Origin of the sequence: Nocardioides jiangxiensis (assembly GCF_030580915.1) — a bacterium.
GTDB classification, from domain to species: domain Bacteria; phylum Actinomycetota; class Actinomycetes; order Propionibacteriales; family Nocardioidaceae; genus Nocardioides; species Nocardioides jiangxiensis.
The window spans coordinates 271,398-287,339 of record NZ_JAUQTA010000002.1 but is presented as its reverse complement, the minus strand read 5'-3'; the positions used below and the strand labels follow the sequence as shown (position 1 = coordinate 287,339).

The window sequence follows — 15,942 nt, the reverse complement described above, 5'->3', positions numbered from 1 at the left end:
GCGGGTCGTCCCCGAAGTGGATGCCGCGCCGGACCCCTTGCCCCTAGGGTCCGACCATGCGCATCCCCCTCCGCCGCAGCGACACCTTCCTCCCCCCGGAGCTGGCCGACCTCCCGGCCGAGGCGGCCGCGGCGAGCGCGGAGCGGGCCCACGATCCGATCTACCGCCTGCAGCGGATGGAGCGTCGCCTGGTCCGCAGCGCGCTGGCCCACCCGGATGTGCTCACCGCCGAGGAGTTGCGACGGCTGCGCTACCTCATCAGCTTCGCCCGCCTCACGATCTTCGAGCCCGGTGCTGCGGGCGGCGGACCGCGGGGACGTGGCGACGTCGACGTGAGCGAGGAGCTCGATCCCTGGCGGGCCAAGGTCATCGACGCCTTCGCCCACTCCCTGCGGCGCGAGCGCGACCGCGTCGTACGGCTCCAGCTCGCGCGCGAGGTGCTGCGCTCCCTCGAGGACGAGCAGACCGCGCAGCGCCAGGCGCTGCTGGACCGGCACCGCAACGACTTCTCGGCCGCGGAGCTCGACGCCGAGGTGGGGCTGCGCAGCCTGGTCCTCGTGCTCGGTGGAGGCGGCGGCGCGGGGTTCGTCTACATCGGTGCGCTCAAGCAGCTCGTGGAGTCCGGCCGCGTCCCCGACTACATGATGGGCGGCTCGATGGGCGCCATCCTCGGCGGCATCTTCGCCCGGGAGACGCCGGTGCCGATCGAGCAGTACATCGACTTCGCCCACAGCCTGAGCTACCGCGGCATCCTCGGCCCGGAACCGCGCTACCGCCGCCACGGCCTGACCAGCCTCTTCTCCCTCCGGTACGACGAGTTCGCCGCCGACCTCTTCCGGCGCCCCGATGGGGAGCAGATGCGGATGGCGGACCTGGCGATCCCGTTCGACTGCGTCGTCTCGGGCGTCCACCAGGACCTCTTCTCCCGGCTTCCGGCCCGCTTCCGACGCCAGCAGCTGGCCAACGTGCAGGGACGCGCGCTCCCCCTCCGGCCGATCAGCATCGGCCCCGTCATGAACAGCCGGCTCTGGCAGATCGCGTCGTTCATCGACTCCCGCGTCGTGAAGCCGATGGTGATCGGCGCCGACGACCTCACCCGTCAGTTCGACGTGGTCGATGCGCAGTCGTTCTCCGCCGCGATCCCCGGCGTGCTCCACCACGAGGTGAAGAGCGAGCGGATGATCGGGCTCGTCGACGCCTGGCTGGAGCAGAAGAAGGTCGCGGCCCTCGTCGACGGCGTCGCCGCGGCCAACGTGCCGATCGAGCTTGCCTACCGCCGGCTGCGCGACGGCCGGATCGGCACCCGCAACGGGGTCGTGATCGCGCTCGACTCGATGCACCCGCGGTGGGACCCCAAGCACCTCTGGATGACCCCGGTCACCCAGGCGGTGGCGGTGCAGATGATCGGCAACGCGCCGTACGCCGACCACCTCGAGCGCATGGAGCCCACCCTGAGCCCGGTGACGCTCGCACCCAACCGGGCCGGCATGGACCGCGCGATCGGCTGGGGCGAGGCCTCGATGGCCGCGCTCGACCCGCTGCTGACCGCGCTCACGGCGCCCGTCTGGTGGGACGGCGACCGGCCGTCGTACGAGGCCCGGCCCGAGAAGCAGCGCCGGACGTCACTGGCACCGTCGATGACCTCGGTGCTCGAGGCCTACGGACGCCAGCGCGAGTGGTGGCAGCGGACCCGCGGCCGGTTCCTGACCTGACCCGCGATCAGGACTTCGCCGCGTTGAGCGCGGCCTTGATCATCGGCACCTGGAGCGGCAGCCGGCCGTAGGCGACCGCCCGGAACGTCGGGCTCCCCAGGCGTCGGGCGTCGTCGGCCATCTTCAGGTTGCCCGGGAAGACCCCGACGAGCAGCGCAGCGCTCGCGAGGCCCGCGACACGACGGGTCGGCGGGAACAGCATCCCCAGCGCACACGCGATCTCGGCGACGCCCGAGCCGATGATGATCTCGCGGTGAGCCGGGACGAAGTCCGGCATGAGCGGCTCGAACACGTTGGGCTTGACGAGGTGCAGCGTGCCGGAGGCGAGGAAGGCGCCGGAGACGAGCTTGGCGCCGAGCGGGAGGGAGGCCATGGGTCAACGCTACTGCTGCGCCCGGGCCGGTGGGAACGGTCAGAACATGATCGTCGAGAAGCGCGCGGTCTCCACGAAGCCGGCACGGGCGTAGGCCGCGCGGGCCGGCCGGTTCCACTCGTTGACGTAGAGGGAGACCGTCGGCGCGATCTCCGCCAGGACGATCTCCGCCACCCGCGCCATCCCCGCCGCCGCGAGGCCACGGCCACGCGCCTCGGGAGCGACCCAGACACCCTGGACCTGGGCGGCGTGCGGGGTCACGCTCGCGACCTCGGCCTTGAAGAGGACCCGGCCCGCGTCGTCGAAGCGCGCGAACGACCAGCCACGGCTGACGAGCTGCCGCACGCGGGCCCGATACAGCGGCCCGCCTCCCCCGGTCTCCGGCGAGACACCCACCTCCTCGGTGTACATCGCCACGCAGGCCGGGTAGAGCGCGGCCATGTCGGCCTCCGTCGTACGCCGGACCAGCGGGTCGCCGGCGACCGCCGGAGCGCCGCGCAGCTCGAGGTGAGGCTGGCGCCACCGCTCCTCGCGCGGCGGAGCGTAGTCGTCCTGCAGCAGGCCCCACAGGCGCTCCACCGCGGGATGCGGGCCGACCAGCGTCGACCACGTCGCCGGCAGGCGCCGCAGGTGGCGGGCGAAGTCGTCCAGGTCGACCGGCCCCGCCTCGACGGGTACGAGGTTGGCACCGACGTGCAGGGCCGAGACAAGCGCGCCGTCGACGAACCGGCCGACGACCTCACCACCGAGCCAGGCCGGGTCGAGCCGGGTCATCCGGGCGCGGTAGTCCACGAAGACGTTGACGACCGGGTCGCGCTCGGCGAGCGCGAGGAAGGCCGGGACATCGGCCGACCCGAGCACGCGCACCTGGGCAGTCGTGGACAACACGATGTGACTGTATCCGGCACACGAACCCGCCGGGATCACGAAACGGTGACGGAGGCCTCCGCGCCCTCGACGGGCTCCATCTCCTCGGCCAGGCGCATGGCCTCCTCGATGAGCGTCTCGACGATCCTGGCCTCCGGGACGGTCTTGATGACCTCGCCACGGACGAAGATCTGGCCCTTGCCGTTGCCCGACGCGACACCGAGGTCCGCTTCACGGGCCTCGCCCGGACCGTTGACGACACAGCCCATGACGGCCACGCGCAGCGGGACCTCGAGGCCCTCCAGGCCCGCCGTGACCTGCTCGGCGAGCTTGTAGACGTCGACCTGGGCACGGCCGCAGGACGGGCAGGAGACGATCTCGAGCTTGCGCGGGCGCAGGTTGAGCGACTGCAGGATCGAGATGCCGACCTTGACCTCCTCGACCGGCGGCGCGGAGAGCGAGACGCGGATCGTGTCGCCGATGCCCTTGGAGAGGAGGGCACCGAAGGCGGTGGCGGACTTGATGGTGCCCTGGAACGCCGGGCCGGCCTCCGTCACGCCGAGGTGCAGCGGCCAGTCCCCCTTCTCGGCGAGCAGCTCGTAGGCGCGGACCATGACGACGGGGTCGTTGTGCTTGACCGAGATCTTGAAGTCGCGGAAGCCGTGCTCCTCGAAGAGGCTGGCCTCCCAGATCGCGCTCTCGACGAGCGCCTCCGGGGTGGCCTTGCCGTACTTCTCGAGCAGGCGCTTGTCGAGCGAGCCGGCGTTGACGCCGATACGGATGCTCGTGCCGCGGTCGGCGGCGGCCTGGGCGATCTGCTTGACCTGGTCGTCGAAGGCTCGGATGTTGCCGGGGTTGACGCGGACGGCGGCACAGCCGGCGTCGATCGCCGCGTAGACGTACTTCGGCTGGAAGTGGATGTCGGCGATGACGGGGATCTGCGCCTTCTGTGCGATCGCCGGCAGCGCGTCGGCGTCGTCCTGGCTCGGGCACGCCACGCGCACGATGTCGCAACCGGCAGCGGTGAGCTCGGCGATCTGCTGCAGCGTCGAGTTGACGTCGGAGGTCAGCGTCGTGGTCATCGACTGCACGCTCACGGGCGAGTCGGAGCCGACTCCGACCTTGCCCACCTTGATCTGGCGGGTCTGGCGGCGGGGCGCCAGCACCGGCGCGGGGGCTTCGGGCATCCCGAGGCTGATCGACGTCATGGGGCCAGTCTAGGAGGACGCACACACCGCGTGCGTACGGGCAGTGGGTGGTCCGCCACGGCGGAAGCACCCGGTGCGTGAGCGGACATTCGTCCCCGGTGAGGAAGGCGTGCCGCGCACGCGAGCCACCACCGCACCACCGCCCCGCGCGGGAACACGTGCTGACCGGCTGCAGCCGGTCAGCCGTAGATCTTCACGGGGATGATCAGGTCCGCGAGGATGAGCACGACGCCCATGAGCACGAACGCCAGCGTCATCACGTAGGCCACGGGCAGCAGTCGGGCGACGTCGACGTGGCCGGGGTCGGGGCGGTGGAAGACCCGGGCCCAGCCCCGGCGTACGCCCTCCCAGAGGGCGCCCGCGATGTGGCCGCCGTCGAGCGGCAGCAGCGGCACGAAGTTGAACATGCCGACGAAGAAGTTGAAGCCGGCCACCAGGGAGATCAGCGACACGATCTTGTCCTGCAGCGGGAAGTCCTGCTGTGCCGCGACCTCACCGGCGAAGCGGCCGCCGCCGACGATGCTGACCGGACCGTTGGGGTCGCGCTCCTCGAGCCCGACCAGGGCCATGCCGACGTGCCAGACCTTGACCGGGAGGACGGCGATGGCGTGGGCCGAGTCGCGGACCATGCCACCCATCTGCCCGAGGGTGTAGAGCGGGCCGCCGTGGCGGGCCTCGCTGACCGGGACGACACCGAGGAAGCCGACGGGCTCGAGCTTCGTCGGGTGCTCCGCGTCGAGCGGGCGCGGGGTGACCTGGGTGGTGACCTGGAGCGCCACCCGTTCGCCGTCACGCTCGACGACCAGCGTCGCGGTCTTCGCGCCGTTGCCGCGGATCAGGCCCTGCACCTGCTCCCAGGAGGTGATCCTCTCGCCGTTCCAGGAGAGGAAGCGGTCACCCGCCTTCAGGCCCGCGGCTGCTGCCGGCGAGGGGTGCTCGCGGAGCTCGGCCCTGGTGCACGCACGCTGGTCCTGGGCGGCAGGCACGACGCAGCCGGAGACCTGCGCGACGACCGGGCTGACGGCACGGTCCGCGTCGTTGCCCACCGTCGCGAAGACACCCCAGAAGAGGAAGAAAGCGATGGCCAGGTTGACGGTCGGGCCGCCGGCCATGACCACGACCTTCTTCCACCAGGTCATCTTGTAGAAGAGGCGGGGCTCGTCCTCGGGCTGCACCAGCTCCCACTCGGCGGCGCGCGCGTCGGAGATCAGCTGGGTGAAGAGGCCGGTGTTGGACTTGCGGACCTTCAGCACCTGGTTGCCGTCGGCATCGGTCTCCACCGCGTCGGCCAGCTGCGCGGCGCCGGGCGGCAGCATGCCGATGATCTTGACGTAGCCACCGAGCGGGATCGCCTTGACGCCGTACTCGGTCTCGCCGACCTGCTTGCTCCACACCGTCGGGCCGAACCCGACGAAGTACTGGGTGACCTTGCCGCCGAACGCGCGCGCCGGGACCATGTGGCCGACCTCGTGGAGCGCGATGGACGCCAACATGGCGACCACGAAGACGAGGACGCCGAGCGTGTAGTAGAGCAGGGCCATCAGGATCCTTCGATGAGCGTGCGCGCCGTCGTCCGGGCCCACGCGTCGGCAGCGAGCACGTCGTCGACGGTGAGGGCGCTCTTCGAGGGTACGTCGTGGGCGGTCAGCACGCGGGCGACCGTCGGGACGATGTCGACGAACGGCAGGCGACCGCTGAGGAACGCGTCGACGGCGACCTCGTTGGCGGCGTTGTAGACCGCGGGAGCCGTGCTCCCGCGCTGGCCCGCGTCCCGGGCGAGGGACACCGCGGGGAACGCCTCGTCGTCGAGCGGGAAGAACTGCCATGTCTCGGGGCGGGTCCAGTCGCATCCCGGCGCTGCGTCCGGCACCCGGTCGGGCCACTCCATGCCGAGGGCGATCGGGATCATCATGGTCGGCGGGCTCGCCTGCAGGATCGTCGAGCCGTCGACGAACTCGACCATCGAGTGCACGACGCTCGTCGGGTGCACCACCACGTCGATCCGGTCGAAGGGCAGGCCGAAGAGCAGGTGTGCCTCGATCACCTCGAGGCCCTTGTTGACCAGGGTGGCGGAGTTGACCGTGATCACCGGGCCCATGTCCCACGTCGGGTGGTTGAGTGCCTGCTCCCGGGTGACGCCGGCCAGCTCCTCGCGGGTCTTCCCGCGGAACGGGCCGCCGCTCGCCGTCAGGACCAGGCGACGTACCTCGTGCGCACGACCGGCCCGGAGGCACTGGGCGATGGCGGAGTGCTCGGAGTCGACCGGCACGATCTGGCCCGGCCTGGCGCGCTCGAGGACGAGCGGACCACCGATGATCAGGGACTCCTTGTTCGCCAGCGCGAGGGTGTTGCCCGCCTCGAGCGCGGCCAGGGTCGGGCGCAGCCCGACGGCGCCGGTGATGCCGTTGAGGACGACGTCGCAGGGCAGGGCCGCGGCCTCGGTCGAGGCCTCCTCCCCCAGCCCGCTGAACGCCGGGGCGAACTCGGCGACCTGCTGCTCGAAGAGCTCGACGCTGGACCCGCCGGCCGTCAGCGCCACGACCCGGAAGCGGTCGGGGTTGGCCCGCACCAGGTCCAACGCCTGGGTGCCAATCGAGCCCGTGGAACCGAGGACGACGATGTCGCGCCGGGTCACAGCACGACGACCTCTCCGGCACCGAGTGCCGCGACGAGCCGTGCCGGCTCCGAGCCGTCGTCGAGGACGTCGCGGGTCAGCACCGTCATCCCGTCGAGCCGGAGCGCGGGAGCGTCCCCGGCCACGTCGACCACGGCGGCCGGGTCGGTGCGGCCGGCGCTGAGCGCGAACTCCCACTCCAGCTGCCAGACAGGGTCCTGCGAGGCGGTGCCGTGGAGCAGCGCGGGCACGCCCGCGAGCGGCTCCAGCGAGCCGTCGGTCAGCACCATCGCTGCGTCGTCCGTGGTGTCGGCGACGACCGCACCGAGGCGCAGGGTCGCCAGGACGGCGAGCGCGCGCGTCACGGGATCACCGAGCCCGATCGCCACGACCTGCCCGGGCGCCAGGTCGAAGCTGCGCATCACGCCTCCGAGCGCGCCGACCTCGGCGAGCAGGGCCGCGACGTCGTAGGCCTGGCCGGCGGTGGTGAGCGCGATCTCCGACGCCTCTCCACGGATCACGCGGCGGTCGAGCGCGTGGTAGCAGAGGTTGGTCGTGCCGGGGCGGTCGGCGCTGGGCGCGCGGAACCAGGTCAGGTCAGTGCGGGTGGCCACGGGAGGAGCCTAGGGCGTGTGGCGGGACGGTCCGCCACCCGCGCCCGGTGCCGGATGAGGACCGTCTGCGAGGTAGGTTGTGCCGCCGCGTCGACGCACCTGGTTGCGCGGCGCAAACGCTGGAGGGATAGACCGTGGAGCTGTACGACGCCATCAACCGTCGCCGGGACACCCGTGCCGAGTTCAACGGCGCGCCGATCGACGACGAGGTGCTGACCCGGGTCCTCTCCGCGGCGCACGCCGCTCCCAGCGTGGGCATGACCCAGCCGTGGGACTACATCCTGGTCCGCTCCGACGAGACCCGTCGCGCCTTCCGCGAGCACGTGATGGCCGAGCGCGAGGTCTTCGCCAGCTCCCTCGAGGGCGAGCGCTCGGAGACCTTCAGCAAGATCAAGGTCGAGGGCATCCTCGAGTCGACCCTCGGTGTCGTCGTCGGCTACGACCCGACCCGCGGCGGCACCAACCCCCTCGGTCGCCACGCGATCGCGGACGCGGGCCTCTACTCGGCGGTCTGCTCGATCCAGAACTTCTGGCTCGCCGCGACGCAGGAGGGCCTCGGCGTGGGGTGGGTCTCCTTCTACCGCGAGGAGTTCCTGCGCGACCTCGTGGGCATGCCCGGGCACGTGCGCCCGATCGCCTGGCTCTGCGTCGGCCCCGTCTCCGAGCTCCCCGACGTGCCCGACCTGGAGCGCTTCGGCTGGCGCCACCGCTCCCCGCTCGACACGGTGCTCCACGAGGAGCGCTACACCGCGCACTGACCCCGGTCCCCTAGCCTTCAGCGCATGAAGCGCAGGCGGGGACAGGTCGTCGAGATCCACGACCTCACCGACTTCGACGAGCGCGTCCGCGCGGGAGTCGTGTCGATGACCGGCTGGGTGATCACCGGTCTCGACCTCCGCGACCGGGAAGACGTCCTGGCCGGCTGTCGCGTCGCGGGCGCCATGTTCCTCGGCTGCCGGCTGACCCCGGCTTCCGACGCCTCGCTCGAGGCCCGCGGGGCGCTGGTCTTCCCGGCGATGCCGACGGTCCCGGTCGACACCTGGCCGGCGCGCCTCTACACCCCCGACGACCTCTACGACACCCCGGCGTACCGGCGGTCGCTGGACGCCCGGGCCTACGCGTGGTCGCGGGAGACAGGGCGCGAGGCAGCGCTGGCGCGCGCCCTGCACGACCACGGCATCGACACCGCCCTCGCCGCCTGGACCAAGGGCCGCTCGCTCGTCGGCGTGATGGGCGGGCACGCCTCCGAGCGCGGTTCGGCCGACTACGCCGAGGCCGCCCGCCTGGGCCAGGGCCTCTCCGGCTCGCGCACCGTCGCGACGGGCGGCGGACCGGGAGCCATGGAGGCCGCCAACCTCGGCGCCTGGCTCTCCCGTCGCCCCGCGGAGGCACTCGAGGAGGCACTGGCCCTGCTCGGCCGGGTGCCGTCGTTCCGGCCGGACGTCGGCGCGTGGGTCGACGCGGCGTTCGAGGTGCGCGACCGGTGGCCTGACGGCGGCGAGTCGCTGGGGATCCCGACGTGGCACTACGGACACGAGCCGCCCAACGCCTTCGCCACCTCGATCGCGAAGTACTTCGGCAACCCGGTGCGGGAGGCGATCCTGCTGCAGATCTGCAACGCGGGCATCGTCTTCCTGCCCGGAGCAGGTGGCACGGTGCAGGAGATCTTCCAGGACGCCTGCGAGAACTACTACGCCGACGCCTCGTCGGTCGCGCCGATGGTGCTCGTCGGTCGGGTCTACTGGACGGAGACGTTCCCGGCCTGGCCGCTGCTCCAGGCGCTCGCGAAGGGCCGGCCGATGGAGCCGCACGTGCACCTGGTCGACACCGTCGACGAGGCGGTCAGCCTGCTGGGCTGATCACCACTGGATCTGCTCGCGCGGCTCGTTCTTCGGCTCGAGCTCGAGGTCCTTCACCTTGCTCGCCGCGCGGTTCTTCGCCTCGACGTCGTCGATCTTCTGGTCCTCGGACCGGTCGTCGTTGCTCGACGAAGCGTCCTTGATCTGATCGTCGAGCCGCTTCTCGAGCGCGTCGTTGCAGCCCGTGCCCTGGATGGCGGTGCGGCCGTCGCGCAGGGCGATCTGCCGGTCGGCGTCCTCCCCGTCGGCCTCGGCCTGCTTCGCGATCGCCTCGTGGGTGAGCGCCAGGTCGACCCGTACGTCGCACACGTGGTCGTCGGGGACGTCGTCAAGTGCACGGTTGAACGCAGAGACGGCAGCCTCGTACTGCTTCGCCCGGTACGCCGCGGTGCCGGTGTTGAACGGCGCGATCCAGGGCGAGACGACACCGAGGTCGTGGGCACCCTCGAACGCCGACCGCGCGTCGGCGTATCTCCCGGCGTCGTAGGCGTCGCGCCCCGAGGCGTTGCCGTGGACGAGGAGCCAGAGCCCGACCGCCACGAGCAGCGCGACCAGCGAGGGCAGCGCCCCCATCACCAGGAGCCGGCGTCGGTCATCGGTGGTCATCCGGCCACCTCCTTCGCCTCGCGCCAAGCCAGGACGTCGAGGCGGAGCTCGACCAGGGCCAGGGCGGCGAGGACTATCGCGAGGATCCAGTACAGCTCGAAGTCATCCTTGCCGTCCTCGGTGAGGTTCTGCGAGTCGTGCGAGAGCCCCACCGCCCAGTCGGTGAGCGACCCCGTGCCGCCGCGGTAGGCGTAGTCGACGCCGAGCTGGCCGGCGATCTTGCGCAGGTTCGTCTCGTCGATGCGACTGCGCGCGTCCTGCCCCGTGGCGAGGTTGCGCACGAAGGTCCACGGCGGCTCGCCGCCCGTGGGCATCCGGCCACCCTGGCTGGTGCCGTACCCGAGGACGGCGCCGTCGTCGACGTACTTCCTCGCCACCGCGAACGAGCGCTGGACCGCGCCCGCCTTGGTGTTCTCACCGTCGCTGAGGAAGATCACGACCCGCCTCCGGTCGGGGTGCTGGCGCTGTGCCTGCGCGAGGACGGTGGTCATCAGGTCGAGCGGCCGGTCCAGCGTGGTGCCGGTGCCGGCCATCATCGGCTCACGGGTGATGCCCGTGATGGCGCGCTGGATGGCGGCACGGCTGTCGGTGAAGGCCAGGTCGACCTTGGCGTCGTGGCCGAAGCCGATCAGGCCGAAGCGGGCGTACGGGAGCGCCTTCGTGATCGTGGTGAGGTCGTCGCGGACGCCCTCCAGGCGCGACCGCGCGCCGTTGTAGTCCAGTGCCGACATGCTGAGGGTCTCGTCGACGACGAGGAGCACCTCGAGGTCGTTGCCGACGGGCTTCTCGGCCGTCACCGCACCCCCGATGCCCGGCCGGAAGGCGATGAGGACGGCGAGGACCGCCATCGCGATGCGGATGTTCCAGTTGGGCTTCATCGGAAGAGACCTCGCAGTCCGGCCAGCAGCAGGCCGCCGAGGCCGAGGAGGACGATCACGGTGGGCACGAACGGGCCGTCCCGGCGCAACGGCGTGGGCGGCGGGTCGAGCCGGATCGCCTCGCGCGACCAGACCGTGTCGATCGGGTCGGGTCCACCCACCAGCTCTCCCCCGGTGAGCTCGGCGGCCGCCTTCAGGTCAGCGACCCCCGCCCTGTCCGCACCGGCCGGCACGGCGTACACGGTCACCCCCCGGTCGCGGGCGATGCCGGCGGCCTCGGCCAGGTCGATGACGGAGCCCGTCGAGGAGCCCGTGCCGATCAGGACCACCGCGCGGCCGCGCTGCGCCTTGGGGGCGTCGAAGGTCCGGGCACAGGTGACGAGGCCGTCGCCGGTCGCCGCTCCCCTGGTGCCGCTGGTCGTCGGGTCGGCCAGCGCCGAGCGGGTCTCGGCGATGACCGCGTCCGCACGGTCGAAGTCGTCGGTGAGCGCGAGCAGCTCCGCCGTCGTCGCCTGGAAGCCCTGCATGCCGATGCGCAGCTTCTCCTTGCGGAGGACCGGCAGCAGGTCGCGGACCTCGGCCAGCGCCGGCACGGTGCCGGCGCGGGCAGCCGGTGTCAGGTCGACGCAGAGCACGACGTCGCCGGGCTTCGCGGGCTTGTCGACGACCTCGGTGTGCATCGGCCGGGCAGCCAGCCACACGGAGCCGATGAGGACGAGCACCACGGACACCAGCTGCACCTGCGTGAGCAACAGCTGCTGGCGGGCCAGCTCCTGGAAGCGCGGCAGCGCACGCAACCGGGACGCGTGCCCGATCGGCAGGCCGTCGGGCACCTCCGGGTCGGGCATGAACCGGACCAGCAGGGCGTACCCCACGGGTAGCAGCACCAGCAGGAGCAGGATCAGGAGCGGCCATCTCAGGTCCATGTACGCACCAGCTCCCGGGCCTGCTGCAGGCTGCGTGCGAAGTCGTCGAGGCTCGCCTCGCCGGGCGCGAACTCGGGCGGGTACATCAGCGCGATCGCCTCGGCGACCCGTGGGTGCGGCGAGGACCGCAGCTCCTCCAGCGTCATCGACCGCGCCGGCACGTCGCTCACCTCGCCGACGAAGGTGCGGACCTGGGCGCTCATCTGCTGGAAGCCCGTGCGCAGCGGCATCCGACCGGCGCGGACCGCCTGGTCGATGCGGTCCAGCTCCTGCAGACGCCGCCCGCGCACCGCGTCGGCAGGGTTGCGACGGGAGACGAACTCCTCGTCCGGCTCGGGCGCAGCGCGTCCGGCCAGCAGCACCCAGGCGTAGTAGCCGACCACCGCCAGCACCAGGAGGTACGGCAGCCACGTCCACGGCCCGCCGTACGCCACGGGGCCGACGAAGTCATCCGCGGCGCGCATGGCGGTGGTGCTCCAGGAGGTCGAAGACGGTCTTGATGATGGAGGCCTCGTCCGTCACGTGCGCGTGCACGATGCCGAGGGCGTCGAGCTGGCGCTTCAGGGAGGCGGCGTCGGCGACCAGCAGGTCGGCGTACTGGCGGCGAAGCTCCTCGTCGTCGGCGATCCAGGCCGGCAGCGGCTTGCCGGTGTCGACGTCGGTGAGGACGTCGAGCGCGAGGTCCTCGGCGGTCGGGTCGATGCCGCCGACGGTCACGAAGAGCACCTCGTGCTGCACCGCGAGCCGCTTCATCGCGGTCAGCGCCGCTTCATCGAGCTCCCACGCGTCGCAGACCAGCGCCAGGACGGTACGCCGGCGGACCGTGCGCACGACGTAGTCGACGAGCGCCGCCAGGTCCGACGCACCGCCGGTCGTCGTGGTCGCGTCGTGGATCGCCTGCAGGCCGCGCTCGAGCGGCAGCTCGCCCCGTTGCGGGCGCAGGAGGTGCTGCTCGTCGGCGTCGCCCCAGGCCACCCCGACCAGGTCGCCGTGGCGCACCGCGAGCCAGCCGAGCACCCCGGCGACGGTGATCGCCAGGTCGCGTTTGGGGACGTCGCGGTCGTGCAGCGCGGCCATGCTGCGCCCGGTCGAGACGACCAGCTGGATGGTGTGCTGCCGCAGCGCGGCGTAGCGCTTGACGAGCAGGGCGCGCGAGCGCGCCGAGGCCTTCCAGTCGATGTCCTTCACGTCGTCGCCGCGGACGTACTCGCGCAGGTCGTTGAAGTCCATGCTCCGCCCGGCGTGCAGGGCGGCGTACTCCCCCTCGAGGAGGCCACGCACCTTGCGGTGTGCGTGGATGGAGAGGCGGGCCTTGACCCGCGTGAGGTGGACGGTCATCCGGTCAGGTCAGCGCATCAGGGCGACGGGACGGTCTTCACGACGGCGTCGATGATGTCCTCGACCCGGACCCGCTCGGCGAGCGCCTCGAACGAGAGGTGCACGCGGTGCCGGAGGACGCCGTGGCGCAACGCGCGGATGTCCTCGGGGAGGACGTGGTTGCGGCCAGCGAGCAGCGCCAGCGCACGCGAGGCCTGGAAGAAGGCGACCGTCGCGCGCGGTGAGGCTCCCATGTCGACGTAGCCCCGGACCTCCGCCGGCAGCGCGTCGCCCCGGGTCGCGGCGACGACGCTGGCGACGTAGCGCTTGACGGCGGGGTCGACATAGACGCGCTTGGTCAGGGCGTGGAGCCACGCGACGTGCTCGTGGCCGATGACCGCCTGGGCGTGGGTGTCGCGGCCGAGGGTGCCGTTCTCGATGCGCTCGAGGACCTGCACCTCCTCCTCGACGCTCGGGTAGTCCAGGACCTCCTTGAGGAGGAAGCGGTCCATCTGGGCGCGCGGGAGTACGTAGGTGCCCTCCTCCTCGATGGGGTTCTGCGTGGCGAGCACCATGAACGGGGTCGGGAGCTTGTGGACGACGCCCGCGATCGAGGTCTGGCTCTCCTGCATCGCCTCGAGCATCGCGCTCTGGGTCTTGGCTGACGCCCGGTTGATCTCGTCGAGGAGCACGAAGTTGGCGTGCACCGGCCCCAGCTGGGTCTCGAACGTGTGGTTGCGCGGGTCGTAGACCTGGGTCCCGATGATGTCGCTGGGGAGCAGGTCGGGCGTGCACTGGATGCGGGAGAACTCCGCCCGCACGCTCGCGGCCAGCGTGCTCGCCGCGAGCGTCTTGGCCAGGCCGGGCACGGACTCCACGAGGATGTGGCCTTCGGCGAGCAGCGCCACCAGCAGGGCCGTGCGGAGCCGCTCCTGCCCGACGACGCGGCCGGAGAACGCGTGCTGGACGGCGGCCAGGATCTCGCCGGCCTGGGCCAGCTCCTCCTGCTCGATCACGGGTGCGGGTGCGACGGCTTCGGCGGACACGAGCGCCACCCTAGGGCATCCCGGCCCGGAGCGGGCCCGTCCCGAGCAGCCGGTCCGGACGATCAGGAGGCGCGGCGCAGCGCCGCCCCGCGACGCTCGGCGATGACCTCGCGGTAGTGCGCGACGAGGGTCTCGTTCACCGCGTGCCAGCTGCGGTTCTCGACGCTGCGCCGTGCCGTCGCGGCCATCTGCGAGCGGAGCAGCTCGTCTCCGACCAGCAGCTCGACGTACCGCCGCAGGTCGGCGCCGTCACCCGGCTCGAAGAGGAAGCCGGCACCGCGGTCGACCACGTCGACCGGGCCGCCACGGTTCGGTGCCACCACGGGTACGCCGGCGGCGAGCGCCTCCTGGACGGCCTGGCCGAAGGTCTCGTGGCTGCCGGTGTGGACGAAGACGTCGAGGCTCGCGTAGGCGGCGCCGAGCTCCTCGGCGTGCAGCACGCCCAGGAAGGCGGCGTCCGGGAGGAGCCTGCGCAGATCACCCTCGGAGGGGCCACCGCCGACCACCACGAGCTTCACGCCGGGCAGGTCGTGGAGGTGCGCGAGGAGGTCGAGCTCCTTCTCCGGGGCCAGGCGACCGATGTAGCCGACCAGGAGCTCGCCGCCGGGAGCCAGACGCGCGCGCAGTGCCTCGTCGCGGCGCTCCGGGTGGAAGGTCACCGTGTCGACGCCACGGCCCCACGTCCCGAGACCCGGGATGCCGAGCTCCTCGAGCTGTCGCAGGCTCGCGCTGGACGGCGCCAGCGTGCGGTCGACCCGGGTGTGGATCCGCCGGGTCAGCGCCTCCATCGCCTTGGCACCGCCCGGGATCTCGTAGCGGGCAGCGAAGCCGACCATGTCGGTCTGGTAGATCGCGACGGTGGGGATCCCCAGCTCACCGGCGGCCTTGGCCGCCTGGTAGCCGAGGGTCGCCGGCGAGGCGATGTGCACGACGTCCGGCCGGAACGCGAGCATCTCCCGGCGCAGGCGTCGCCGGGTCTCGAGACCGATCCGGAAGTCCTTGTAGAAGGGGAGGCTGGCGCCACGGCAGGTGGTCACACGGAAGCCGGCGTAGGCGTCCGGGCCGGTGGGAGCGATCAGCTCGGCGTGGTGCCCCTCCGCGGAGAGGTGCTCCAGCACACGGCGTACCGAGTTGGTCACGCCGTTGATCTGCGGGAGGAACGACTCCGCGACGACGAGGACCCGCAGGCCGTCCAGGCGGACCGGCTCGGGGTGGAGGTTGAGTTCGAGGACATCCGCCAGGGTGCGGGCCATCGGGAGCTCCTTCGCATCACCGGCCCCTGTTTCTCAGGGGTCTCTCAGCGAGCACGACGCTAGGGAGCCGGGCTGACCCGTTGACCTGTCCCGCGTTGACTGGAGGTGAATGTCCCGTGACCTGCCCGTCGAGCGGGCGTGACGTGGCGCACGTCAGGCGCTCTCGAGCTCCCGCTTGAGGTTCCGGAGGGTCCGCGCGATGTTGCTCCGCTGGAAGTCGGCGAAGCTGGCCCGCCCCGTGGCGAGGGGGTCGAAGACGCGCACGCTCAGGTGGGGCCAGCGCGTGCGGCCGTCCCGCCAGGTCTCGGTGACGAGGGTGCCGCCGTCCCGCGCCTCGAACGCGTAGGCCCACGAGGCGACCGCCACGGGGAGGAGGCAGGGTGCCACGCCCCAGCGGTGGACATCGAAGGCGAACCTGCTCCCCCGGTCCGCCGCCGTGACCGTGCACCGGGTCTGCCAGCGCGCCGGACCGCGCCGGTTGTCACCGACGAAGGTCATCCCGACGTGCGCTCGGCGGGCGGACGACGCGACCCTCGCGCCGGTGTTCTCCGGGCTCCAGCGGCCCATCTGCGTCACGTCGCTGACCGCGTCGTAGGCCACCTCGGGCGCGACGTCCACCCAGATCGAGTCCGAGACCGTCATCTCGCGACGGCCGAGCACACCGGTCAC

General features: G+C 72.0%; 17 protein-coding genes. 3 read left to right on the top strand and 14 right to left on the bottom strand.

Annotated elements, in window-relative coordinates; all coding sequences use genetic code 11:
- The first annotated feature begins 56 nt into the window (after positions 1-56).
- The gene (locus Q5722_RS12730; protein ID WP_305028633.1) at positions 57-1,712 is read left to right on the top strand and encodes a patatin-like phospholipase family protein; all 1,656 of its coding nucleotides are present in this window, start codon (positions 57-59) and stop codon (positions 1,710-1,712) included.
- A 7-nt stretch (positions 1,713-1,719) separates the two neighbouring features.
- On the opposite strand, the gene Q5722_RS12725 is transcribed toward Q5722_RS12730, so the two are convergent.
- The 6 genes from Q5722_RS12725 to Q5722_RS12700 form a co-directional block, all read right to left on the bottom strand.
- Positions 1,720-2,085 carry a DoxX family protein gene (locus Q5722_RS12725; protein WP_305028632.1) on the bottom strand — a complete coding sequence of 122 codons (366 nt, stop codon included), beginning with the start codon at positions 2,083-2,085 and terminating at the stop codon, positions 1,720-1,722.
- 39 nt (positions 2,086-2,124) lie between these two features.
- On the bottom strand, positions 2,125-2,973 hold the full coding sequence (locus Q5722_RS12720; RefSeq protein ID WP_305028631.1) for a GNAT family N-acetyltransferase: 849 nt from the start codon (positions 2,971-2,973) through the stop codon (positions 2,125-2,127).
- A gap of 35 nt (positions 2,974-3,008) precedes the next feature.
- Positions 3,009-4,160, bottom strand: a complete 1,152-nt coding sequence (gene ispG / locus Q5722_RS12715) for a flavodoxin-dependent (E)-4-hydroxy-3-methylbut-2-enyl-diphosphate synthase (RefSeq protein WP_305028630.1) — start codon at positions 4,158-4,160, stop codon at positions 3,009-3,011.
- 179 nt (positions 4,161-4,339) lie between these two features.
- Complete coding sequence (locus Q5722_RS12710) at positions 4,340-5,701, bottom strand: M50 family metallopeptidase (protein WP_305028629.1); 1,362 nt, start codon at positions 5,699-5,701, stop codon at positions 4,340-4,342.
- The gene (dxr, locus tag Q5722_RS12705; protein ID WP_305028628.1) at positions 5,701-6,795 is read right to left on the bottom strand and encodes a 1-deoxy-D-xylulose-5-phosphate reductoisomerase; all 1,095 of its coding nucleotides are present in this window, start codon (positions 6,793-6,795) and stop codon (positions 5,701-5,703) included. The genes Q5722_RS12710 and dxr overlap by 1 nt, the downstream gene beginning before the upstream one ends.
- On the bottom strand, positions 6,792-7,388 hold the full coding sequence (locus Q5722_RS12700; RefSeq protein WP_305028627.1) for a hypothetical protein: 597 nt from the start codon (positions 7,386-7,388) through the stop codon (positions 6,792-6,794). Before Q5722_RS12700 ends, dxr begins: the two co-directional genes overlap by 4 nt.
- Positions 7,389-7,522: 134 nt before the next feature.
- On the opposite strand from Q5722_RS12700, the gene bluB reads away from it, so the two are divergent.
- Positions 7,523-8,146, top strand: a complete 624-nt coding sequence (gene bluB / locus Q5722_RS12695) for a 5,6-dimethylbenzimidazole synthase (protein ID WP_305028626.1) — start codon at positions 7,523-7,525, stop codon at positions 8,144-8,146.
- Between the two features lie 24 nt (positions 8,147-8,170).
- The gene (locus Q5722_RS12690) at positions 8,171-9,247 is read left to right on the top strand and encodes an LOG family protein (RefSeq protein WP_305028625.1); all 1,077 of its coding nucleotides are present in this window, start codon (positions 8,171-8,173) and stop codon (positions 9,245-9,247) included.
- Here Q5722_RS12690 and Q5722_RS12685 read toward each other — a convergent pair whose 3' ends face one another.
- From Q5722_RS12685 to Q5722_RS12650, 8 genes are all read right to left on the bottom strand, one after another.
- The gene (locus tag Q5722_RS12685) at positions 9,248-9,853 is read right to left on the bottom strand and encodes a tetratricopeptide repeat protein (RefSeq protein WP_305028624.1); all 606 of its coding nucleotides are present in this window, start codon (positions 9,851-9,853) and stop codon (positions 9,248-9,250) included.
- On the bottom strand, positions 9,850-10,731 hold the full coding sequence (locus Q5722_RS12680) for a vWA domain-containing protein (protein ID WP_305028623.1): 882 nt from the start codon (positions 10,729-10,731) through the stop codon (positions 9,850-9,852). The genes Q5722_RS12685 and Q5722_RS12680 overlap by 4 nt, the downstream gene beginning before the upstream one ends.
- Positions 10,728-11,657: a vWA domain-containing protein gene (locus Q5722_RS12675; protein ID WP_305028622.1), complete on the bottom strand. Its 930-nt coding sequence runs from the start codon at positions 11,655-11,657 to the stop codon at positions 10,728-10,730. Before Q5722_RS12675 ends, Q5722_RS12680 begins: the two co-directional genes overlap by 4 nt.
- Complete coding sequence (locus Q5722_RS12670) at positions 11,648-12,121, bottom strand: hypothetical protein (RefSeq protein WP_305028621.1); 474 nt, start codon at positions 12,119-12,121, stop codon at positions 11,648-11,650. The genes Q5722_RS12675 and Q5722_RS12670 overlap by 10 nt, the downstream gene beginning before the upstream one ends.
- A complete protein-coding gene (locus Q5722_RS12665; RefSeq protein WP_305028620.1) occupies positions 12,105-12,995 on the bottom strand; it encodes a DUF58 domain-containing protein in 891 nt (296 codons plus the stop codon). The genes Q5722_RS12670 and Q5722_RS12665 overlap by 17 nt, the downstream gene beginning before the upstream one ends.
- Before the next feature lie 17 nt (positions 12,996-13,012).
- Complete coding sequence (locus tag Q5722_RS12660; RefSeq protein WP_305028619.1) at positions 13,013-14,020, bottom strand: AAA family ATPase; 1,008 nt, start codon at positions 14,018-14,020, stop codon at positions 13,013-13,015.
- A 62-nt stretch (positions 14,021-14,082) separates the two neighbouring features.
- Positions 14,083-15,273, bottom strand: coding sequence for a glycosyltransferase family 4 protein (locus tag Q5722_RS12655; RefSeq protein WP_305028618.1), 1,191 nt, complete (start codon positions 15,271-15,273; stop codon positions 14,083-14,085).
- 153 nt (positions 15,274-15,426) lie between these two features.
- Positions 15,427-15,942: an SRPBCC family protein gene (locus tag Q5722_RS12650; RefSeq protein ID WP_305028617.1), complete on the bottom strand. Its 516-nt coding sequence runs from the start codon at positions 15,940-15,942 to the stop codon at positions 15,427-15,429.